The 20,953-nt window shown below is 72.0% G+C and carries 19 protein-coding genes; 6 read left to right on the top strand and 13 right to left on the bottom strand.

Annotation, left to right across the window (positions count from 1 at the left end; all coding sequences use genetic code 11):
* The first annotated feature begins 165 nt into the window (after window positions 1-165).
* The gene (locus tag IE207_RS05870) at window positions 166-1,608 is read left to right on the top strand and encodes a SulP family inorganic anion transporter (RefSeq protein ID WP_190182976.1); all 1,443 of its coding nucleotides are present in this window, start codon (window positions 166-168) and stop codon (window positions 1,606-1,608) included.
* Window positions 1,609-2,008: 400 nt separating this feature from the next.
* Here IE207_RS05870 and IE207_RS05865 read toward each other — a convergent pair whose 3' ends face one another.
* The 12 genes from IE207_RS05865 to IE207_RS05810 form a co-directional block, all read right to left on the bottom strand.
* Complete coding sequence (locus tag IE207_RS05865; RefSeq protein WP_190182975.1) at window positions 2,009-2,401, bottom strand: YccF domain-containing protein; 393 nt, start codon at window positions 2,399-2,401, stop codon at window positions 2,009-2,011.
* Window positions 2,398-3,261, bottom strand: coding sequence for a zinc metalloprotease HtpX (htpX, locus tag IE207_RS05860; RefSeq protein ID WP_190182974.1), 864 nt, complete (start codon window positions 3,259-3,261; stop codon window positions 2,398-2,400). Before htpX ends, IE207_RS05865 begins: the two co-directional genes overlap by 4 nt.
* Window positions 3,262-3,533: 272 nt before the next feature.
* Window positions 3,534-5,084 (bottom strand): NADH-quinone oxidoreductase subunit N, encoded by a 1,551-nt coding sequence (locus IE207_RS05855; RefSeq protein WP_190182973.1) that lies wholly within the window; start codon window positions 5,082-5,084, stop codon window positions 3,534-3,536.
* Window positions 5,081-6,634 (bottom strand): complex I subunit 4 family protein, encoded by a 1,554-nt coding sequence (locus IE207_RS05850; protein WP_190183587.1) that lies wholly within the window; start codon window positions 6,632-6,634, stop codon window positions 5,081-5,083. Before IE207_RS05850 ends, IE207_RS05855 begins: the two co-directional genes overlap by 4 nt.
* A gap of 38 nt (window positions 6,635-6,672) precedes the next feature.
* Window positions 6,673-8,679 (bottom strand): NADH-quinone oxidoreductase subunit 5 family protein, encoded by a 2,007-nt coding sequence (locus IE207_RS05845; protein WP_190182972.1) that lies wholly within the window; start codon window positions 8,677-8,679, stop codon window positions 6,673-6,675.
* On the bottom strand, window positions 8,676-9,050 hold the full coding sequence (nuoK, locus tag IE207_RS05840) for an NADH-quinone oxidoreductase subunit NuoK (RefSeq protein WP_190182971.1): 375 nt from the start codon (window positions 9,048-9,050) through the stop codon (window positions 8,676-8,678). Before nuoK ends, IE207_RS05845 begins: the two co-directional genes overlap by 4 nt.
* The gene (locus tag IE207_RS05835) at window positions 9,050-9,706 is read right to left on the bottom strand and encodes an NADH-quinone oxidoreductase subunit J family protein (RefSeq protein WP_190182970.1); all 657 of its coding nucleotides are present in this window, start codon (window positions 9,704-9,706) and stop codon (window positions 9,050-9,052) included. The genes nuoK and IE207_RS05835 overlap by 1 nt, the downstream gene beginning before the upstream one ends.
* Complete coding sequence (locus IE207_RS05830; protein ID WP_190182969.1) at window positions 9,703-10,329, bottom strand: NuoI/complex I 23 kDa subunit family protein; 627 nt, start codon at window positions 10,327-10,329, stop codon at window positions 9,703-9,705. The genes IE207_RS05835 and IE207_RS05830 overlap by 4 nt, the downstream gene beginning before the upstream one ends.
* On the bottom strand, window positions 10,329-11,297 hold the full coding sequence (locus IE207_RS05825) for a complex I subunit 1/NuoH family protein (RefSeq protein ID WP_190182968.1): 969 nt from the start codon (window positions 11,295-11,297) through the stop codon (window positions 10,329-10,331). Before IE207_RS05825 ends, IE207_RS05830 begins: the two co-directional genes overlap by 1 nt.
* Window positions 11,294-12,313: an NADH-quinone oxidoreductase subunit C gene (locus IE207_RS05820; RefSeq protein ID WP_229873391.1), complete on the bottom strand. Its 1,020-nt coding sequence runs from the start codon at window positions 12,311-12,313 to the stop codon at window positions 11,294-11,296. The genes IE207_RS05825 and IE207_RS05820 overlap by 4 nt, the downstream gene beginning before the upstream one ends.
* Entirely contained in the window at window positions 12,310-12,933 is a 624-nt protein-coding gene (locus IE207_RS05815; protein ID WP_190182967.1) for an NADH-quinone oxidoreductase subunit B, read from the bottom strand. The genes IE207_RS05820 and IE207_RS05815 overlap by 4 nt, the downstream gene beginning before the upstream one ends.
* On the bottom strand, window positions 12,924-13,331 hold the full coding sequence (locus IE207_RS05810) for an NADH-quinone oxidoreductase subunit A (RefSeq protein WP_136213193.1): 408 nt from the start codon (window positions 13,329-13,331) through the stop codon (window positions 12,924-12,926). The genes IE207_RS05815 and IE207_RS05810 overlap by 10 nt, the downstream gene beginning before the upstream one ends.
* Window positions 13,332-13,487: 156 nt before the next feature.
* On the opposite strand from IE207_RS05810, the gene IE207_RS05805 reads away from it, so the two are divergent.
* The 5 genes from IE207_RS05805 to IE207_RS05785 all read left to right on the top strand — a co-directional run bounded on the left by IE207_RS05805 (window position 13,488) and on the right by IE207_RS05785 (window position 20,439).
* Window positions 13,488-14,687: a sensor histidine kinase gene (locus IE207_RS05805; protein WP_190182966.1), complete on the top strand. Its 1,200-nt coding sequence runs from the start codon at window positions 13,488-13,490 to the stop codon at window positions 14,685-14,687.
* Window positions 14,688-15,103: 416 nt separating this feature from the next.
* A complete protein-coding gene (locus IE207_RS05800) occupies window positions 15,104-16,393 on the top strand; it encodes a sensor histidine kinase (RefSeq protein ID WP_190182965.1) in 1,290 nt (429 codons plus the stop codon).
* 138 nt (window positions 16,394-16,531) lie between these two features.
* Window positions 16,532-17,191, top strand: a complete 660-nt coding sequence (locus IE207_RS05795; protein WP_308433572.1) for a response regulator transcription factor — start codon at window positions 16,532-16,534, stop codon at window positions 17,189-17,191.
* 232 nt (window positions 17,192-17,423) lie between these two features.
* On the top strand, window positions 17,424-19,373 hold the full coding sequence (locus tag IE207_RS05790) for a 2-oxoacid:acceptor oxidoreductase subunit alpha (protein WP_190182963.1): 1,950 nt from the start codon (window positions 17,424-17,426) through the stop codon (window positions 19,371-19,373).
* Window positions 19,366-20,439, top strand: a complete 1,074-nt coding sequence (locus IE207_RS05785; protein WP_190182962.1) for a 2-oxoacid:ferredoxin oxidoreductase subunit beta — start codon at window positions 19,366-19,368, stop codon at window positions 20,437-20,439. The genes IE207_RS05790 and IE207_RS05785 overlap by 8 nt, the downstream gene beginning before the upstream one ends.
* Window positions 20,440-20,475: 36 nt before the next feature.
* Here the strand turns inward: IE207_RS05785 and IE207_RS05780 are convergent, their stop codons facing one another.
* Window positions 20,476-20,868, bottom strand: a complete 393-nt coding sequence (locus tag IE207_RS05780) for a winged helix-turn-helix transcriptional regulator (protein ID WP_190182961.1) — start codon at window positions 20,866-20,868, stop codon at window positions 20,476-20,478.
* Window positions 20,869-20,953: the final 85 nt, after the last annotated feature.

The following is a 20,953-nucleotide window of genomic DNA, read 5'->3' as shown; positions in this document are numbered from 1 at the left end:
CTCGCCGTTTCGTCCTCGCCGTGCGCAGGGCTGCGGGGGGCTCGGGTGGGGTGCGCCGGGAGTGAGCGGCGCGTGCTCCGCCGGGGCTCCCGGTGGTCACTAGGCGCCGGGCCGTGCACCCGTCACGCTGAGTGCCATCCGTCACCTGTGACAGGGGGTTCTCGCATGCCCGGGGCCGGCACGTTCCGCGAAGACCTCGGGGCGTCCGTCGTCGTCGCGCTCGTCGCGCTACCACTGTGCCTAGGAGTGGCCGTGGCCTCCGGGGTGCCGGCCGAGACGGGCATGGTGACCGGGGTCGTCGGCGGGCTGGTGACCGGCTGGTTCCGCGGGAGCTCGCTCCAGGTCAGCGGGCCGGCGGCGGGGCTGACCGTACTGGTCTACGAGGCGGTGCAGGCGTACGGCCCGGCCGCGCTCGGGGTACTGGTGGCCGCCGCGGGGGTGATGCAGCTGGGCATGGGGCTGCTGCGGCTCGGGCGGTGGTTCCGGGCGATCTCGGTCGCCGTGGTGCACGGGATGCTGGCCGGCATCGGGCTCGTACTGATCGCCGGGCAGCTCTACGCCCTGGGCGGCGCCCCAGCCCCGGCGAAGACCCTGGACAAGCTGGCCGGGACCGCCGCGTTGGGCGGACAGGCCGACTGGGTGGCCGTGGCGCTCGGGGCCGGGACCATCGCCGTGCTGGTGGCGTGGCGCCGACTGCCGGCCCGGCTGCGGCTCGTACCCGGGGCGGTGGTCGGGGTGGCCGCCGCGACCGCGGTGGCCGCGCTGCTTCGGCTGCCGGTCGAGCGGGTGCGCGTGACGGGCGTACTGGACGCGGTGTCGCTGCCCCACTGGGAAGACGTCGGGGCACTGGCTTCGGTGGGGGCGTTCGGGACGGTGGTGGCGATCGCGCTGATCGCCTCGGCGGAGACCCTGTTCAGTGCGGCCGCGGTGGACCGGATGCATGACGGGCCCCGCACCGACTACGACCGGGAACTGGTGGGCCAGGGCGTGGGGAACCTGACCTGCGGGCTGCTCGGCGCGCTGCCGATGACGGCCGTGATCGTACGCAGCTCCGCCAATGTGGAGGCCGGGGCGCGGACCCGGGCGTCCCGGGTGCTGCACGGCGGCTGGCTCCTGCTGTTCGCCGTCGCCTTCCCCCGGGCACTGGAGGCGGTGCCGCTGGCCGCGCTCGCCGGGGTGCTGCTGCACGCGGGGTGGAAGCTGCTCCCGGCCAAGGCGGTCGCCGCCCTGTGGCGGACCCACCGGGGCGAGGCGGTGGTCCTGGTGGCGACGGCCGGCGCGATCGTGGCGACCAATCTCTTCGAGGGCGTGCTGGTCGGCCTGGGCCTGGCTGTCGCCAAGGCGGCCTGGGAGACCTCCCAGGTGCACATCGAGGAGGTCTGGGAGGCGGAGGGGGAGGTGCTGTGCGTGCGGATGGTCGGGACCGCCAGCTTCCTGCGGCTTCCCAAGCTGCTGGACTCCCTGGACGGTCTGCCGCCGGGCCGGCCGGTGCGGCTCGACCGCAGCGGGCTGCGGCATCTGGACCACGCCTGCCTGACCGCCCTCGACGGGTGGGAGAAGCAGCGCCCGCCGCTCCCGCCCCTCCCGCGGCCCCGCAGCGTCACCTAGCGGCCGGACACGGGGGCGACTCCGTCCTGGATCGCGATCGCGAACACCTGCGCGCGGGTTCTGTGTTCAGGTGTCAAGGAACAGGCCGTGGTGGCGGTACCGGTGTCGGGCGCGGTGGTCCATGGTGTGCCGGGGCGGCGCAGGCAGACCAGTTGAGGACGGGTCAGGTCGTGGGCGCGCAGGGCGGCGGGCGCGGTCGGGGGCGGCCGGCTATGCGGTGGGCACGGGCCCTGGCACCGGCTTCCGGTGCGCCTGTTGAGCGGCTTCCGTACGCCCGCCCGGAGTTGGGTCGACGGTGTGGAACTTGCTGTGGCAACTGCTTCGTCTCGTCCATGCCTTCATCGTGCACGACCCCGCTGACAATTGCCCCGGCCTGTGGAAAACCACGCGGCGGAGCGGCTCACCGGGAGGCGAAGGGGGCGTCCGTCGGGACGATCTCGCGGCCCAGGGGGAGCAGGGAGAGCGGCACCATCTTGAAGTTGGCGATGCCGAAGGGAATGCCGATGATCGTGACGCACAGGGCGAGGCCCGTGACGATGTGGCTGATGGCCAGCCACCAGCCCGCCAGGACGAGCCAGAGCACATTGCCCACGCAGGAGGCGGCGCCCGCGTCGCGGCGCTCGACGGTGGTGTAGCCGAAGGGCCACAGGGCGTACAGCGCGATGCGGAAGGCGGCGATCCCGAAGGGGATGCCGATGATCGTGACGCAGAGGATCAGGCCCGCGAGGCAGTAGCCCAGGAACAGCCAGATGCCGCTGAGTACGAGCCAAATGACGTTCAGGATGGTCTTCACTGGGTCCGGCCTGCCATCTGTTCGAGCCGGGCGATGCGCTCGGCCATCGGGGGGTGCGTCGAGAACATCTTGGACAGTCCCTCGCCGGGACGGAAGGGGTTGGCGATCATCATGTGGCTCGCCGTCTCCAGTCGGGGCTCGGGCGGCAGCGGGAGTTGCTTGGTTCCCGCGTCGAGCTTGCGCAGGGCGCTGGCCAGGGCCAACGGGTCGCCGGTCAGCTGGGCGCCGGAGGCATCGGCCTCGTATTCGCGCGAACGGCTGATGGCGAGCTGGATCACGGAGGCGGCCAGCGGGCCGAGGATCATGATCAGCAGCATGCCGAGGATGCCGGGCCCCTCGTCGTCACTGGAGCGGCCGACCGGGATCAGCCAGGCGAAGTTCACCAGGAACATGATCACGGAGGCGAGGGCTCCGGCGACCGAGGAGATGAGGATGTCCCGGTTGTAGACGTGGCTCAGTTCGTGCCCGATGACGCCCCGCAGCTCGCGCTCGTCGAGGATGCGCAGGATGCCCTCCGTGCAGCACACGGCGGCGTTGCGCGGGTTGCGGCCGGTGGCGAAGGCGTTGGGGGCTTCGGTGGGCGAGATGTAGAGCCGGGGCATCGGCTGGCGCGCGGAGGTGGAGAGCTCGCGCACCATGCGGTAGAGGGCGGGGGCCTCGAACTCGCTGACGGGGCGGGCGCGCATCGCGCGTAGAGCCAGCTTGTCGCTGTTCCAGTACGCGTACGCGTTCGTCCCGAGCGCGACGAGGACGGAGACGATCAGGCCGCCCCGCCCGAAGAAACTTCCGATGACGATGATGAGTGCCGACAGCCCGCCGAGGAGTACGGCGGTCTTCAGCCCGTTGTGCCGGCGGTGCACGGTACGCCCTCCAAATGGTGCGGCAGGGGGAACCCGTCCAGGATCTGTGGAACGGAGGGTCTTGCGGTCCAGTGGACCCTCCTTTCCTGGTCAACGCGAGGTGAACGCGCCAGGTTCCCGGGCCGCACCCGCGGACCGCCTCGGCGGGCGGGCGGGGGTGGCCTGGGGCGTTGCTCCGTACGGGTTGCCGCGCGAGCGCCGGCCGCCGGGCCACGGCGGGCCCGGGCTACCGGCGGAACGGGCGGGCCCGGGCTACCGGCGGAACGGGCGGGCTACTGCGGGAACAGGCTGCCCGACGCGAAGCGCAGCACGAGCTGCGGCGCCCCCGAGAGGATCAGGGCGGTGACCCCGGTGAGCAGGATCGCGACGGTGACGGGCCAGGGCGCCGGGGCGGCGGCGGCTTCCTTCGGTTCCCCGGTGGCCGCCGGACGGAAGAGCAGGGCCGTCCAGCGCAGGTAGTAGTACAGGGCGACGACCACGTTGACGGCCATGACCACGGCCAGCCACCCCAGGCCCGCGTCCACCGCGGTCCGGAACACGGTGACCTTGGCGAACAGGCCGATGATGCCCGGCGGCAGCCCGGCCAGGCAGAGCAGGAAGAAGGCCAGCGTCAGGGCGGTGAGCGGGCGCTCGGCGTACAGGCCGCGGTAGTCGTCGATCCGGTGCAGCGGCTTCGTGCGGGCCACCAGCGCGGCCACGGCGAAGGCGCCGAGGTTCACGGCGCCGTACATGAGCGCGTAGGCGACGGTGGAGCCGATCTCGTCGCGCTCGGCGTACGCGGCGGCGGCGATCGGCACGAGCAGGTAGCCGGCCTGTCCGACGGAGGACCAGGCGAGCAGCCGTACGGCGCTGTTCGGGCGGTCGGGGGCCTGGCGCAGGGCGGCGACGTTGCCGACGGTCATGGTGAGGGCGGCGAGGACGGCCAGCGCCGGGCCCCAGATGTCGGAGTAGGCCGGGAAGGCGATGACGGTGACGAGGATCAGGCCGGTGAAGCCGACGGCCTTGCCGATCACCGAGAGGTAGCCGGCGATGGGCAGGGGCGCGCCGACGTAGGTGTCGGGGACCCAGAAGTGGAAGGGGACGGCGGCCGTCTTGAAGGCGAAGCCGACGAGGGTGAGGGCGACGCCCGCCATGGCGAGGGTGTCGAGCTGCGCGGGAACGTCTTCGAGGCGGTCGGCGACCTGGGTGAGGTGCAGGGAGCCGGTGGCGGCGTAGACGAAGCTGACGCCCAGCAGCGATACGGCGGTGGCGGTGACGGAGGACAGGAAGAACTTGAGGGCGGCCTCGGAGGAGAGCCGGTCGCCGCGGCGCATGCCGACGAGGGCGAAGGCGGGCAGCGAGGCGACTTCGAGGGCGACGATGAGGGTGGCGAGGTCGCGGGCGGCGGGCAGCAGGGCCGCGCCGGCGGAGGAGGAGAGCAGCAGGAACCAGTATTCGCCGGCGGGCATGCGCGTCTCGTGCACGGCGGTGACCGACAGCAGGGCCGTGACGAGGGCGCCGGCCAGGACGAGGAACTGGACGACCAGCGCGAAGTGGTCGGCGGTGTAGCTGCACGCGGCGGGGTCGCCGGTGAGGCAGAAGGTGGCGCGGTCGCCGGCGCGCAGGGGCAGCAGGGTGGCGGTCGCGGCGGCGAGTCCTGCCACGGACAGCCAGCCGAGGAGCGGCTTGTGCTTCTGCGCCGTGAAGAGGTCGGCGACCAGTACGACCAGGGCGACGGCGGCGGGGATCACGACGGGCGTGATCGCGAGCCAGTCGACGGACTGGACGAGGCTGGGCGCGGCCGGGCCGGGGGCCGTGGCGGCCGCGACGGACAGGACCGTCATGAGTTGCCTCCTGCGAGGAGCTTCTGGACGGCCGGGTCGGTGAGGCCGAGGAGGACGGCGGGCCACAGGCCGGCGAGGACGGTGAGGGCGACGAGCGGGGTCCAGGCGGCGAACTCGTAGTGCTGGACGTCGGCGAGGGCGATTTCGGGGCCTTCCTTCGGGTCACCCATGCACACCCGCCGTACGACGATCAGAAGGTATGCGGCGGTGAGCAGGGTGCCGAAGGCGCCGACGGCCATGTACGTGAGGAAGGCCGGCCGGGACAGGCCCGCACCCGGGTCGAACGCGCCGAACAGGGCCAGCATCTCTCCCCAGAAGCCGGCCAGGCCGGGCAGGCCGAGGGAGGCGACGGCGGCGAAGGCGAGCAGCGCGCCGAGGCGGGGGGCGCGGCCGTACAGGGCGGCGCCGGTGGCCCCGGCGAGGGTGTCGAGATCGGCTGTGCCGTAGCGGTCCTTGAGCGCGCCGACCAGGAAGAAGAGCAGGCCGGTGATCAGCCCGTGGGCGATGTTGGCGAAGAGCGCGCCGTTGACGCCGGTGGGGGTCATGGACGCGATGCCGAGGAGCACGAAGCCCATGTGGCCTACGGAGGAGTACGCGATGAGGCGCTTGAGGTCGCCCTTGTTGCCCTTGCGCGTCAGCGCGAGGCAGGCGAGGGACCCGTAGACGATGCCGACGGCGGCGAACGCCCCGAGGTAAGGGGCGAAGGTGTGCATGCCGTCGGGGGTGACGGGGAGCAGGATGCGCACGAACCCGTACGTGCCCATCTTGAGCAGCACGCCTGCCAGGAGGACGGAGCCGACGGTGGGCGCGGCGGTGTGGGCGTCCGGCAGCCAGCTGTGCAGCGGCCACATCGGGGTCTTCACGGCGAGGCCGATGCCGATGGCGAGCACCGCCAGCAGCTGGGTGGTGTGGGTCAGTCCCCGCCCGTTGTCAGAGGCGAGTGCCACCATGTCGAACGTGCCGCTGTTCAGTCCGATCAGCAGCAGACCGAGCAGCATGACCACGGATCCGAGGAGGGTGTAGAGGATGAACTTCCAGGCGGCGGCCTGCCGCTGAGCGCCGCCCCAGCGGGCGATGAGGAAGTACATCGGGATGAGGACCATCTCGAAGGCGAGGAAGAACAGCAGCAGGTCGAGGACGGCGAAGGTCGCGAGGGTGCCGGACTCCAGGACGAGGAGCAGTGCGACGAAGGCCTTCGGGGAGGGGCCGTCGGGGAGCTTGAAGTAGCTGTACAGCGCGCACAGGAAGAACAGCAGCGCGGTCATCAGGAGGAGGGGGAGCGAGATGCCGTCGACGCCGAGGTGGATCCGGACGTTCAGCGCCTGGATCCAGCTGATGTCCGTCGTCGCCTGGAAGCGGGACGGGGTGTCCTGGTCGAAGCCCACGGCGAGGGCGATCGCCGCGGCGAGGATCACTCCGGTCACGGTCACGCCGTGGCGCAGCACGGCCTGTTCGGGGCTCTTGCCCTTGAGCCCGGGCGGGGCGGGCAGCAGGGCCGCGACGGCGCCGAGGAGCGGTGCGGCCACGATGAACGCCAGAAGGAACTGCATCACGGACGGGCTGATATCAATCACGGCTGGCTCTCGGCTCACGATCCGGCGTTGACGTTGGCGATGACGGCGGTGGCGATGGCCAGGACCACGGCGCCGGCGAGCAGGGCGCTCAGGTAGCTCTGCACGTTGCCGGTCTGGGCGCGGCGTACGAGGAGGCCGAGCAGCCGGGGGCCGGTGCCCGCGCCGGTGACGTACGTGTCCACCACCTCGCGGTCGAGGAAGCGGACGAGGCTCGCGGCGCCGCGGACGGGGCGGACGAAGAGCCGGTCGTAGACGGCGTCGAGGTGGAAGCCGTCGGCGGCGTGGCGGTGGAGCGGGCCGAGGAGGGCCTTGCCGGGGTCGGGGGCGGGACCGGCGGGCACGGCCGGGTGGTCGTGGGTGACCTCTGCGACCTCGGGGGTCTCGGCGGCCGACTCCGCGGCGGTGGCGGCGGCGGGCACCGCGGACGCGGCCGAGGGGACTCCGGCGGCGGCCCTGGCGGTGGCGCGCTGCCACAGGCCGTAGGTGAGCAGGGCTCCGATCAGTGCGGCGCCCGTACCGAGGAGGGACGTCGTCACGGTCGGGGTGAGCGGCCGGCCGTCGAACCAGTCGGCGATCGGTCCGGCGGCGAGGCCGAAGCCGATCGACGGGATCGCCAGCAGCCACAGCACGCCGGTCATGGCGACGGGTTCCCTGCCGTGGTCGGGGGCGGCGGCGCCCCGGCCGCGGAAGGCCATCAGCCACAGGCGGGTGGCGTAGGCGGCGGTGAGCAGGGCGGTCAGCACACCGGAGACCAGCACGACCCAGCCGGCGGCGCTGGGCGCGAAGTCGGAGTGGCCGCCGGCGGTGTGTTCGGCGGCGACGAGGACGGCTTCCTTGGAGAAGAAGCCGGCGAAGGGCGGGATCGCGGCGAGCGCGAGGAGCGCGATCGTCATGGGCCAGAAGGCGTCGGGGATGCGCTTGGCCAGGCCGTCCATGCGGGACATGGCGGCCAGGGAGTTCGTACCGGCGGCGTGGATGATGACGCCCGCGCCGAGGAAGAGGAGCGCCTTGAAGACGCCGTGGGACAGGAGGTGGAAGACGGCGGCTCCGCGGTCGCCGACGGCCAGGGCGCCGGTCATGTAGCCGAGCTGCCCGACGGTGGAGTAGGCGAGGACGCGCTTGATGTCGTCCTGCGCCAGGGCGGCGAGGGCGGAGCCGACCATCGTGACGGCCGCCATGACGGCCATGACCACCAGCGCGGCACGGGAGGCCGCGAAGACGGGCAGGAGGCGGGCGATGAAGTAGACGCCGGCGGCGACCATCGTCGCCGCGTGGATCAGGGCGGAGACCGGGGTGGGGCCGGCCATGGCGTCGGGGAGCCAGGTGTGCAGCGGGAACTGGGCGGACTTGCCCGCGACTCCGGCCAGCAGGAGCAGCGCGATCAGCGTCGGGTGGCTCAGGCCGCCGGAGGCGACGGCGCCCAGGACCTTGGTGATCCGGAAGGAGCCGGCGTCGGCGGCGAGGGCGAACAGGCCGATGAGGAAGGGCACGTCGCCGAGCTTGGTGACGAGGAAGGCCTTGAGGGAGGCGGAGCGGGCCGCCTCGGTCTCCCAGTAGTGGCCGACCAGGAAGTACGAGCAGATGCCCATGACCTCCCAGCCGACCAGCAGGACCATCAGGTCGCCGGAGTAGACGACGAGCAGCATGGCGGAGGTGAACAGGGAGACCAGAGCGGCGTACGACGGGTAGCGCGGGTCGTCGCGCAGGTAGGCCGTCGAGTAGATCTGCACGCAGGTGGCGACGACCCCTACGAGGACGGCGACCAGTACGGCGAAGCCGTCGAGGTGGAGGGAGAGCTCGATCGGCACGGAGCCGGTCGGGGTGAGCTCGGTGGCGGTGTCGATCGCCTTGCCGCCGCCGTGGCGGACGGCGACGAGCACGGCCAGTACGGCGGCGCCCAGCGTCGGCAGCACGGCAAGCGGCCGGACGAATCCGGGGGCGCGGCGGCCGAGGAGGAGCCCGGCGACGGCGCTCAGGAAGGGGAGGAGGGGGACGAGGACCGCGAGGGTCGTGGTGCTCACGCGGTGACCTCGCTCTGCTGGTTCGCGGCGGTGGAGGAGTCGGGGGCGGCCGGGGGCGGCTCGTGGCCCTCGGCTGTGTCGCGCAGACGGTCGATGTCCGAGGTGCCCCGGTTGCGGTACACCATCAGCACGATCGCGAGACCGATGCCGATCTCGGCGGCGGCGATGGCGATGGTGAAGAGGGTGAGGGCCTGTCCGGCGTGGAGGGTGTCGCGCAGCCAGACGTCGAAGGCCACCAGGTTGAGGTTGACGGCGTTGAGCATCAGCTCGACGGACATCAGGACCAGGATGGCGTTGCGGCGGGCGAGTACTCCGTACAGGCCCGTGCAGAACAGCAGCGCCGCGAGCACGGCGGGGTAGGCGAGGTGCATCAGCGCGGCCCCTTGTCTGTGGGGCGGGGGGCTGTGGGGCGGGCGGCTGTGGCGCGGGCGTTGAGGCCGGTGGCGCCGGGGGCGGCCGGGTCGGGGTCGGCCGGGTCGGTCCTGTGGGAGAGCACGATGGCACCGATCAGGGCGGCGAGGAGGAGGACGGAGAGCGCCTCGAAGGGCAGCACCCAGTGCCGGAAGAGGATCTCGCCGGAGACCTTGGTGGAGCCTTGGACGGGCCCGTCGAGGTCGATCCAGGTGGTGCGGAAGGCGTCGACCACGACCCACACCAGCGCGGCGGCAGCGACCACGGCGACGCCCAGCGCGATCGGGCGGTTGCCGGAGTCGGCGTCCGGGGAGGGGCCGATGGGGGCTTTGGTGAGCATCAGCCCGAAGAGGAGGAGGACGACCACGGAACCGAGGTAGATCAGCACCTGGACCCAGGCGATGAACTCGGCGGTCAGCAGCAGGTACTCGACGGCGATCCCGCCGAGCGCGACGACCAGCCAGAGGGCGGCGTGCACGAGCTGCTTGGTCGTGACGGTGATGGCGGCCGCGCCGAGGGTGGCGAGGCCGACGAGGGCGAAGGCGATCTCGACGCCGGTCGGGGACAGGAAACCCGGTCCCGTCGTCGCGGCCAGGGTGAGGACGGCGGGGCTCACGCGTCTGCCTCCGGCGTGCTGTCGGCGGCGGGCCCGTCGGCGGGCTCGGTGGTGGTCGGCTCGGCGGCTGCTGCGGCGGCGGCAGCGGCGGCGGCAGCGGCAGCCGCTTCGGCCTTCTCCACCGCCTTGCGGGCGGCGGCGACTTCCTTCGGCTCCTCGGCGGCCGGGTCCAGGGCGGGCGGGGCCGGCACGGTCCACATCCACTCGCGGAGCTTGTCGCGCTCGTGGGTGAGTTCCAGGATGTCCGTCTCCGCGTACTCGAACTCCGGCGACCAGAACAGGGCGTCGAAGGGGCACACCTCGATGCAGATGCCGCAGTACATGCAGAGGGAGAAGTCGATGGCGAAGCGGTCGAGGACGTTACGGCTGCGCTCGCGGCCGCCGGGGGCGGCGGCCGGCACCGTCTCCTTGTGGGAGTCGATGTAGATGCACCAGTCGGGGCACTCACGGGCGCACAGCATGCAGACCGTGCAGTTCTCCTCGAACAGGCCGATGACCCCGCGGCTGCGGGGCGGGAGCTCGGGCTGCACGTCGGGGTACTGGGCGGTGTGCGAGCGCTTCGTCATCGTGCGCAGGGTGACGGCCAGCCCCTTGGCGAGGCCGGAACCGGGGATGGGGGGCATTACTGGATCGCCACCTTCACGATGCCGGTGAGCGCGATCTGGGCGAGCGCGAGGGGGATGAGCACGGTCCAGGCGAGCTTCTGGAGCTGGTCCTCGCGCAGCCGCGGGTAGCTCACACGGAGCCAGATCACCACGAAGGCGAGGATCGCGACCTTGAGGAGGGTCCAGACCCAGCCGAGGCCGTCGGCGCCGAAGGGGCCGTGCCACCCGCCGAGGAAGAGGACGGTGGTCAGGGCGCAGAGGACGACGATGCCGGCGTACTCGGCGAGCAGGAACAGTGCGAAGCGCAGGCCGGTGTACTCGGTGTACGCGCCGAAGATGATCTCGGAGTCGGCGACGGGCATGTCGAAGGGGGGCCGCTGGAGTTCGGCGAGGCCGGCGGTGAAGAAGACGACGGCGCCGACGATCTGCCAGGGCAGCCACCACCACTGGAACGACTCCAGGATGCCGGGCAGGGACACGGTCCCGGCGGCCATGGCGACCGAGGCCGCCGCGAGCAGCATGGGCAGCTCGTACGCGAGGAGCTGGGCGGCGGTGCGCAGGCCGCCGAGCAGGGAGAACTTGTTGGCGGAGGCCCAGCCGGCCATCAGGCTGCCGAGTACGCCGACGCCCATGACGGCGAGCGCGAAGAAGAGTCCGGCGTCGATGACCTGGCCGACGGCGCCCTTGCCGGGGCCGAGGGGGATCACGATGAGGACGAGGAGGTACGGCAGCAGCGCGACGGCGGGGGCGAGCTGGAAGATGCGGCGGTCGGCGTTGGCCGGGACGACGTCTTCCTTCTGCGCGAACTTCACGCCGTCCGCGACGAGCTGGGCCCAGCCGTGGAAGCCGCCGGCGTACATGGGGCCGAGGCGGCCCTGCATGTGGGCCATGACCTTGTGTTCGGTCTGGCCGACGACGAGCGGGAGCACGAGGAAGACGGCGAAGACCAGGACCAGGCGCAGGGCGACGTCGAGTGCGTCGTTCACGCGTCGCCTCCATCGTGGTCGTCGGGGGTGGTGGTGTCGTCGGCCGGGTCGCCTGCCGCGGGCTTCGGCGGGGCCGGGTCGTCGAAGGCGGGCTTCGGATCGTGCCACGGAGCGTCTCGCCTGGCCGGCGGTTTCGCGGTGGGGGTTGCTGCCCCCGGCGCGGGCGCCTGCTCGGCGGGCGGGGTGGCTTCCACCGGGGTGGCCTGGCTGGCCGAGCCCTCCGAGACCGAGCGGGTACGGCGGGCCGGGCGCGGGGCCGGGGCCTGCGGCGCGACCTCCCCCGGCGCGGGCGCCTGCTCGGCGGGCGGGGTGGCTTCCACCGGGGCGGCCTGGCTGGCCGAGCCCTCCGAGACCGAGCGGGTACGGCGGGCCGGGCGTTCCGGGGTGCCTTCGGCGGGGCGGCGTGGGGCGCGGGCCGGGCGGGTCGGGGCCGGGGGGAGCTGGCCCTTGAGCGGGCCCCAGTCGTTCGGGTCGGGCACGCCCGGCGGCAGCATCTGCCGCCGCTTCGGAGCGTCAGGGTCGTGCGCCTCGCCCGGCTCCTTGGCGCCCGGCCACGCCTTGGCCACGCGCGCCGCCAGGACGAAGTCCTTGCGCAGCGGGTGCCCCTCGAAGTTCTCGGGCAGCAGCAGCGGCACCAGGTGCGGGTGGTCGGTGAAGGTCACCCCGAACATCTCGAAGGTCTCCCGCTCGTGCCACTCCGCGCCCGCGTAGATCGCGACCGCGGAGGGGAGGGAAGGCGCCGAGTGCGGGACCGTCGTACGGAGGAGCAGGCGGCGTACCCGGTGGTTCTCCAGCGATACGACGTGCGCGCAGACCCGGAAGCCGGTGCCCGGCTCGTCCACCGCGCTCAGCCAGTCGAAGTAGGTGCAGCCCAGCTTGTCGCGGGCCATCTCCAGCGCGGGGATCCAGGACCCGACGGGCACGTCGACCGTGAGGACGTCGTACGCGAACGAGCCCACGGCCTCGGCACCGAAGACCGTCGGCGCGGCGTCGGGCAGGGTGTCGTAGAGGTTCACTTCCCCGCCCCCTCGGCGGCGGGCGGCGCGACCAGGCCGCTGGTGAGCTGCGCGACCGACGATCCGGCGGTGGCGTAGCGGTCGGCGAGCGACTCCCTGGCGATCTTCTCCTGGAGCTTGAGGATGCCCTGGAGCAGCGCCTCGGGGCGCGGCGGGCAGCCGGGGACGTAGACGTCGACGGGGATGATCTGGTCGACGCCCTTCGTCACCGCGTACGAGTCCCAGTAGGGGCCCCCGCAGTTGGAGCAGGCGCCGAAGGAGATGACGTACTTCGGCTCCGGCATCTGCTCGTAGAGGCGCTTGACCGCCGGGGCCATCTTGTCCGTGACGGTCCCGGAGACGATCATCAGGTCCGCTTGGCGCGGGCCGGGCGCGAACGGGATGACGCCGAGCCGGATGAAGTCGTGCCGGGCCATCGACGCGGCGATGAACTCGATCGCACAGCAGGCCAGGCCGAAGTTGAAGACCCACAGGCTGTACCGGCGGCCCCAGTTGAGGACCACCTTCATGGGTTCGGGGGCCAGCCGGGAGAGCACGCCCAGCCTCTTCGGCTCCGGGAGGAGCTCGGGGACGGTCGCGGCCGGTGCAACGGCCGGTGTCGGGGCGGGTGTCACGTCCATTCGAGGACGCCCTTCTTGTACGCGTAGAGCAGGCCGACGGCCAGGAAGCCCAGGAAGACGAACATTTCCACGAGCGTCGTGGCGCCGTAACCGGCGGCGGCGAAGACCGTCGCCCACGGGAAGAGGAAGATCGAGTCGACGGCGAAGATGACGTAGAGGAAGGCGTAGACGTAGTAGCGGACCTGGGTGTGCGCCCAGCCCTCGCCCACGGGGTCCACGCCGCATTCGTACGTCAGCAGCTTTTCGGGGGTGGGGACCACGGGCCGCAGCAGGCGGCCGGCGCCGAAGGCCACGGCGACGAAGAGCACGCCGAGTACGGCGAGCAGGCCGACGACCGAATAGCTTCGGAAGTAGTCCGCCGCGAGCACGTTTACGGTCGATACCGTTGGGTCGGGCACGTCCGTTCCTCGCTCCTCGGCCACTGTCGACGATCTGGATGATCTGGTACGCACGGGAGTCTAGAGCCTGGGCCACAGCGGGTGGGGTTATCCCCCGTTCACTGCGGGCGGGCCACCCCATGGCACCGGCGGTGCGCAGTTGGCAGGCTGTGGCGCATGAACGCCAGCAGCCGCACCCGCGATGACGACCGCCCTCCCCGTGTCCGGGGCGCCTTCGACGCCTCGACGTGGAAGGAGATCGCCTACCTGCTGAGCAATCTGCCGGTGGCGTTGATCGGTTTTGTTTACACGGTTGTCATGGTTGCGGCGACAGGTGCGCTGTCCGTGACCGTGATCGGACTGCCGTTGCTCGCGTGCGGGCTGTGGGGGGCGCGGCAGCTGGGAAAACCGGAGCGCGCGCGGGCGCGGGCGCTGCTCGGTGTACGGGTGGACGAGCCGACACCGATGCCGGGGCCGGAGCGGTCCGGGGGGTTCTTCCCCTGGCTGTGGACGGGCATCAAGGATCCGGTGGCCTGGCGGACCGTGCTGTACGCGCTGGTCCGGCTGCCGTGGGGACTGCTTACTTTCAGTATCGCGCTGGTCGGGCTGTTCGTGCTGTGGCCGGTGCTGCCGTGGCTGGTGCGCGGCCTGGCCAATGCGGATCGGGCGATGGTACGGGGCCTGCTGTCGCCGTCCGACGGGCTGGAGCGGCGGATCGCGGAGCTGGAGTCCGGGCGGGGGGTGGTCGTGGACACGGCGGCCGCGGACCTGCGGCGGATCGAGCGGGACTTGCACGACGGGGCGCAGGCGCGGCTGGTGGCGCTGGCCAAGGGGCTGGGCCTGGCGAAGGAGAAGCTGCTGGAGGACCCGGGCGCGGCGGCGGCGATGGTGGACGAGGCGCACGGGGAAGTGAAGGTCGCCCTCCAGGAGCTGCGGGACCTCGCGCGCGGGATCCATCCGGCGGTGCTGACGGACCGGGGGCTGGACGCGGCGCTGTCGTCGGTCGCGTCGCGGTGTCTGGTGCCGGTGGAGGTGGCGGTGGACCTTCCGGGGCGGCCGGCTGCGGCGATCGAGGGGATCGCGTACTTCGTGGTGTCGGAGCTGCTGCAGAACGTGAGCAAGCACGCGGGGGCGAGGGGCGCGCGCGTGGAGGTGTGGCGGGCCGGGGGCCGGCGGGATGCGGGGCGGCGGCGGCTGTTGCTGCGGGTGTCGGACGACGGGCGCGGCGGAGCGGGGGCCGTGGCCGGGGGTGGGTCGGGGTTGGCGGGGCTCGCCGAGCGGGTGGGGGCGGTGGACGGGGTGTTCGTGGTGGATTCGCCGCCGGGCGGGGGGACCGTGGTGACGGCGGAGCTGCCGTGGCGTGACCGCGAGGCGTAGGCCCCGGCCCCTGGCCCCGGCCCCTGCTGCGCCGGGCCTCTGGGGGCTCCGCCCCCGGGGACACGGGTGCGGCGCCGTTGCGCGAGGCGGCCCCGGCTGCGCCGGGCTTCCCGGGGCTCCGCCCCGGACCCCGCGCCTCAAACGCCGGCGGGGCTGGATTTACCGGACCCGCGCTTCGAAACGCCGACGAGGCCTGGGGTGGCCCCGGCGGAGCCTTAGGTGGCGCCGACGGGCCCGGATTTACCGGACCCCGCGCCGCACAACGTCGGCGGGGCTGGAGTTGGCGGGCGCCGCGCCTCAAACGGTCGTCGGGGTGGGGTTAACCCCCCGGGCGGGAGGCCCACGGGCCGGATGGATCGGGGGTGGGGGCGGCGGCAGGGTGGAGGGGTATCCGCAAGACGCGAAGGGGTGGGGACATGGCTCACGGCAACGGGGTGTGGCGAGTGGTGCGGGGGCCCTTCGCGGGGCGGACCTGGAGGGAGTTCGGGTATCTGATCACCGGGTTCCCGCTGGGGCTGCTGTACTTCGGGCTCACCGTCGCCGGGCTGGCCATCGGCGCCGGGCTGCTCGTCACGTTCCTCGGGGTTCCCCTGCTGGCCGGGGTGCTCGCGATGGGCCGGGGATTCGGGCGGGTGGAGCGGGCCCGGGTGCGGGGGCTGCTGGGCGGGAGGGTCGGGGAACCCGCGCCGATCCGGGCCCGCAAGCCCGGGGCGTTCCCCGCCATGGGGGCCGTGCTCAAGAGCGGGAGCGCCTGGCGGCACGTTCTGTACCCGGTGCTCCACTTCCCCTGGGCGGTGTTCGGTTTCACCCTGGCACTGGTGTTCTGGGTGTGCGGCTGGGCCCTGCTGCTCTACCCCCTGTACTTCTGGGCCTTCCCGGCCTTCGCCGACCAGCCCGGGCTCATCGTCTTCCAGAACGACGGCTACGCCTTCTACTTGGACTCCCCCGCGGCCATCGCCGCCACCGCCGCGGCCGGTCTCGCCCTCACCCTCGCCACCCCGTGGGTGATCCGCGCCCTGACCACCGTCGACCGTGTCCTGGTGACCTCCCTCCTCGGCCCGTCCCGGCTGGACAGCCGCGTCAGCGAGCTGGAGTCCGACCGCGGGGCGGTCGTCGACACGGCCGCCGCCGACCTGCGCCGCATCGAGCGGGACCTGCACGACGGGGCCCAGGCCCGCCTGGTGGCGCTGGCCATGGACCTGGGCCTGGCCAAGGAGAAGCTGGCCGAGGACCCGCGGAGCGCCGCCCGGATGGTGGACGAGGCGCACGGCGAGGTGAAGACCGCCCTCCGGGAGCTGCGGGACCTCGCGCGCGGGATCCATCCGGCCGTGCTCACCGACCGGGGCCTGGACGCGGCGCTGTCGTCGGTGGCCTCGCGGTGCGCGGTGCCGGTGAAGGTGGCGGTGGAGCTGCCGGAGCGGCCGTCGGCCTCGGTGGAGGGGATCGCGTACTTCACGGTCTCCGAGCTGCTCCAGAACGTCAGCAAGCACGCCCGGGCCCGTACCGCGAGCGTCGACGTATGGCGGTCGGGGGACCGGCTGCTGCTCCAGGTGACCGATGACGGCCGGGGCGGCGCGGACGCGCGGGCGGGGACGGGGCTCGCCGGGCTCGCCGGACGGTTGGACGCGGTGGACGGGGCGCTGGCCGTCGACTCCCCCGCCGGCGGCGGCACCACCGTGACCGCCGAGGTGCCCTGGCGCGCGTAGCGCGGGGCCGCGGTGCACCCCAGTTGGCCCGGACTCCCCTGTTCCGGGCCATCGGGCTGGGATGCTTGGCCCAGCCGGTGATCAACGGGGTTCCGGCGTACGAGTGGACGCGGGAGCTGCTGAGTCGTGGAAGACAGGGTGCGGGTGGTCATCGCCGAGGATTCAGTGCTGTTGCGCGAGGGCCTGACCCGGCTGCTGACCGACCGGGGGCATGACGTCGTAGCGGGCGTCGGGGACGCTGAGGCCCTGGTCAAGACGGTGGCGGAGCTGGACGCCGAGGATGCGCTGCCGGATGTGGTGGTCGCCGATGTGCGGATGCCGCCGACGCACACCGACGAGGGGATCCGGGCCGCGGTGCGGCTGCGCCGCGACCACCCGGGGATGGGCGTCCTGGTGCTGTCGCAGTACGTGGAGGAGCAGTACGCCACCGAACTCCTGGCCGGTTCCACTACCGGGGTGGGGTATCTGTTGAAGGACCGGGTGGCCGAGGTGCGCGAATTCCTGGACGCCGTGGTGCGCGTGGCCCGCGGCGGCACCGCCCTGGATCCCGAGGTGGTCGCCCAGCTGCTCGGACGCAGCCGCAAGCAGGACGTGCTCGCGGGTCTGACACCGCGCGAGCGCGAGGTGCTGGGGCTGATGGCCGAGGGGCGCACCAATTCGGCGGTGGCCAAGCAGCTCGTGGTGAGCGACGGGGCGGTGGAGAAGCACGTCGGGAACATCTTCATGAAGCTCGGCCTGTCCCCCAGTGACGGGGATCACCGGCGCGTACTGGCCGTTCTCACCTACCTGAGGTCCTGATCGACTGACACTCTTTCAGGCGGGGCGGGCCGGGGCGTCGACACCGACGCACCAGCCGGTCTCCAGGGCGGCACCGCCGACGGTGCGGCATATTCGCGTATGGCACGGCGTCTGTCAGACAGACCGTCTGCGAAACGACGGTCCAGAATACGGGCGACCCAGGGACGAGCGACCTGACGGACGTAGGGTTGACCTTGGGAGCGAACGCCCGCCTCGAAGGAGGTCCAGTTCAGTGACCAGCCAGGTCAGTAGCCCAGCCGAGCAGGCCGACGGGGCCGGTGAGTCCGTCGTCGGGGAGCAGCGCACGCCACCGCGACCAGCCGGTGGCGGCAAGGAGATCCGCCGTCTCGACCGTGTGATCATCCGGTTCGCGGGGGACTCGGGTGACGGGATGCAGCTCACCGGTGACCGCTTCACTTCGGAGACGGCGTCGTTCGGGAACGACCTTTCCACACTGCCGAACTTCCCGGCCGAGATCAGGGCGCCTGCCGGCACTCTTCCGGGTGTCTCGTCGTTCCAGCTGCACTTCGCGGACCACGACATCCTGACGCCCGGGGACGCGCCGAACGTGCTGGTGGCGATGAATCCGGCGGCGTTGAAGGCGAACATCGCCGATGTGCCGCGCGGCGCCGAGATCATCATCAATACGGATGAATTCACCAAGCGTCCGATGGCGAAGGTGGGCTACGAGACCTCCCCGCTGGAGGACGGTTCCCTTTCGGCGTACAACATCCACCCGGTGCCGCTCACGACGCTGACGGTGGAGGCGCTCAAGGATTTCGGGCTGTCGCGGAAGGAGGCCGAGCGGAGCAAGAACATGTTCGCGCTGGGCCTGCTGTCGTGGATGTACCACCGGCCGACGGAGGGCACCGAGGCGTTCCTGCGGAGCAAGTTCGCGAAGAAGCCGGACATCGCCGAGGCGAACGTGACGGCCTTCCGGGCGGGCTGGAACTTCGGGGAGACGACCGAGGACTTCGCGGTCTCCTACGAGGTGGCCCCCGCCACCCGCGCCTTCCCGACCGGCACCTACCGCAACATCTCCGGGAACCTGGCCCTCGCCTACGGTCTCATCGCCGCAGGCCAGCAGGCCGATCTCCCGCTCTACCTGGGCTCGTACCCGATCACGCCGGCCTCGGACATCCTGCACGAGCTGAGCAAGCACAAGAACTTCGGCGTGCGGACCTTCCAGGCCGAGGACGAGATCGCGGGCATCGGCGCGGCCCTCGGCGCGGCCTTCGGCGGCGCCCTGGCGGTCACCACCACCTCCGGCCCCGGTGTCGCCCTCAAGTCCGAGACCATCGGCCTGGCGGTGTCGCTGGAGCTGCCGCTGCTGATCGTGGACATCCAGCGCGGCGGCCCCTCCACGGGCCTGCCCACCAAGACGGAGCAGGCCGACCTGCTCCAGGCGATGTACGGGCGCAACGGCGAGGCCCCGGTGCCGATCGTCGCCCCGCGCACCCCGGCGGACTGTTTCGACGCCGCTCTGGACGCCGCGCGGATCGCGCTGACCTACCGCACCCCCGTGTTCCTGCTCTCCGACGGCTACCTCGCCAACGGTTCCGAGCCCTGGCGGATCCCGGAGGTCGCCGACCTGCCCGACCTGCGCACCCGGTTCGCCACCGCACCGAACCACACCCTCGCCGACGGCACCGAGGTGTTCTGGCCGTACAAGCGGGACCCGGAAACCCTGGCCCGCCCCTGGGCGGTTCCCGGCACCCCCGGCCTCGAACACCGCATCGGCGGCATCGAGAAGCACGACGGCTCGGGCAACATCTCTTACGACCCGGCCAACCACGACTTCATGGTCCGCACCCGCCAGGCCAAGATCGACGGGATCACCGTCCCGGACGTCGAGGTCGACGACCCGGACGGGGCGCGCACGCTCGTCCTGGGCTGGGGCTCCACCTACGGCCCCATCACCGCCGCAGTCCGCCGGCTGCGTGCCGCCGGACTGCCCGTCGCCCAGACGCACCTGCGCCACCTCAACCCGTTCCCGAGGAATCTCGGTGACGTCCTGGCGCGTTTTGACAAGGTAGTGGTGCCGGAGATGAACCTCGGACAGCTGGCCACCTTGATCCGGGCGAAGTACCTGGTCGACGCCCAGTCGTACAACCAGGTCAACGGGATGCCCTTCAAGGCGGAACAGCTCGCGACGGTTCTCAAGGAGGCCATCAATGACTGACGTGACCGACGCGCCGACCCCGTCGCTGCTGTCGCTGGTGCCGAAGGCCCCGGCCAAGCAGTCGATGAAGGACTTCAAGTCGGACCAGGAGGTCCGCTGGTGTCCGGGCTGCGGTGACTACGCCGTGCTGGCCGCCGTGCAGGGCTTCATGCCCGAGCTGGGGCTGGCGAAGGAGAACATCGTCTTCGTCTCGGGCATCGGCTGCTCCTCCCGCTTCCCCTACTACATGAACACGTACGGGATGCACTCCATCCACGGCCGTGCCCCCGCCATCGCCACCGGCCTGGCCACCTCCCGCCGCGACCTGTCCGTCTGGGTCGTCACCGGCGACGGGGACGCCCTGTCGATCGGCGGCAACCACCTGATCCACGCCCTGCGCCGCAACGTCAACCTCAAGATCCTGCTGTTCAACAACCGGATCTACGGTCTGACCAAGGGCCAGTACTCGCCCACCTCGGAACTCGGCAAGATCACCAAGTCCACGCCGATGGGCTCGCTCGACGCCCCCTTCAACCCGGTCTCGCTCGCGCTCGGCGCCGAAGCCTCGTTCGTCGCCCGAACCGTCGACTCCGACCGCAAGCACCTCACCGAGGTACTGCGCCAGGCGGCCGACCACCAGGGCACCGCCCTGATCGAGATCTACCAGAACTGCAACATCTTCAACGACGGGGCATTCGAGGTCCTCAAGGACCAGGAGCAGGCCCAGGAGGCGGTCATCCGCCTCGAACACGGACGGCCGATCCGATTCGGCGCCGACGGCCACAAGGGAGTGGTGCGCGACCAGGCCACCGGCGACCTGGAGGTCGTCGCCGTCACGCCGGAGAACGAGGCGCGGATCCTGGTCCACGACGCGCACGCGGCGAGCCCCACGACCGCGTTCGCGCTCTCCCGCCTGGCCGATCCCGACACGCTCCACCAGACGCCCATCGGCGTCTTCCGCGACATCGACCGCCCGGTCTACGACACCCTCATGACCGACCAGCTCGACACCGCGGTCGACCAGCGCGGCAAGGGCGATCTGACGACGCTGCTCACCGGCAACGACACCTGGACGGTCGTCGGCTGACCCGCCGCCCGTCCCCGCGCACCGGCCCGGACCTCGCTACGAGGTCCGGGCTTCGTCGTAGGCGAGGCGGGCCGCCTGGACGTCCGGGGTGCGCCGTTCCGTCCAGCGCGCGAGCGCCCAGACCTGCTCGGCCGCCTCGCGGCCGAGGTCGGTGAGCGAGTAGTCGACGCGCGGGGGGATCACCGGATGCGCGTGGCGCAGCAGGAACCCGTCGCGCTCCAGGGTGCGCAGGGTCTGGGTGAGCATCTTCTCGCTGACTCCGCCCACCTCCCGGCGCAGTTCACCGAAGCGGTACGGCCGCTCCACGAGGGCCGCCAGGACCAGGACGCCCCATTGGCTGGTGACGTGTTCCAGCACCCCGCGCGAGGGGCACATCGGGGCTCTCACACTGACGGCGTTCGCGTCGCCGAGCTGTTCACTTACTCCCATACCAGTACCTTACTTTGAAGTGGGTACTTCCGGATAGTTAGCGCTCTCCATACGCTAGTGACACAAGGGAACGCAGTACGAAGGA

Source organism: Streptomyces cirratus (genome assembly GCF_014650775.1).
GTDB classification, from domain to species: domain Bacteria; phylum Actinomycetota; class Actinomycetes; order Streptomycetales; family Streptomycetaceae; genus Streptomyces; species Streptomyces cirratus.
Note: the sequence above shows the minus strand (reverse complement) of the source record. Positions and strands in the feature narration are given on the sequence as shown.

Excerpts from the sequence above, each read along its gene's own strand:
- IE207_RS05870 (WP_190182976.1), top strand. The coding sequence starts at position 166 with ATGCCCGGGGCCGGCACGTTCCGCGAAGACCTCGGGGCGTCCGTCGTC.
- IE207_RS05855 (WP_190182973.1), bottom strand. The coding sequence starts at position 5,084 with ATGACGGTCCTGTCCGTCGCGGCCGCCACGGCCCCCGGCCCGGCCGCG.
- IE207_RS05850 (WP_190183587.1), bottom strand. The coding sequence starts at position 6,634 with ATGCAGTTCCTTCTGGCGTTCATCGTGGCCGCACCGCTCCTCGGCGCC.
- nuoK (WP_190182971.1), bottom strand. The coding sequence starts at position 9,050 with ATGCACCTCGCCTACCCCGCCGTGCTCGCGGCGCTGCTGTTCTGCACG.
- IE207_RS05830 (WP_190182969.1), bottom strand. The coding sequence starts at position 10,329 with ATGCCCCCCATCCCCGGTTCCGGCCTCGCCAAGGGGCTGGCCGTCACC.
- IE207_RS05815 (WP_190182967.1), bottom strand. The coding sequence starts at position 12,933 with ATGGACGTGACACCCGCCCCGACACCGGCCGTTGCACCGGCCGCGACC.
- IE207_RS05805 (WP_190182966.1), top strand. The coding sequence starts at position 13,488 with ATGAACGCCAGCAGCCGCACCCGCGATGACGACCGCCCTCCCCGTGTC.
- IE207_RS05800 (WP_190182965.1), top strand. The coding sequence starts at position 15,104 with ATGGCTCACGGCAACGGGGTGTGGCGAGTGGTGCGGGGGCCCTTCGCG.
- IE207_RS05785 (WP_190182962.1), top strand. The coding sequence starts at position 19,366 with ATGACTGACGTGACCGACGCGCCGACCCCGTCGCTGCTGTCGCTGGTG.
- IE207_RS05780 (WP_190182961.1), bottom strand. The coding sequence starts at position 20,868 with ATGGGAGTAAGTGAACAGCTCGGCGACGCGAACGCCGTCAGTGTGAGA.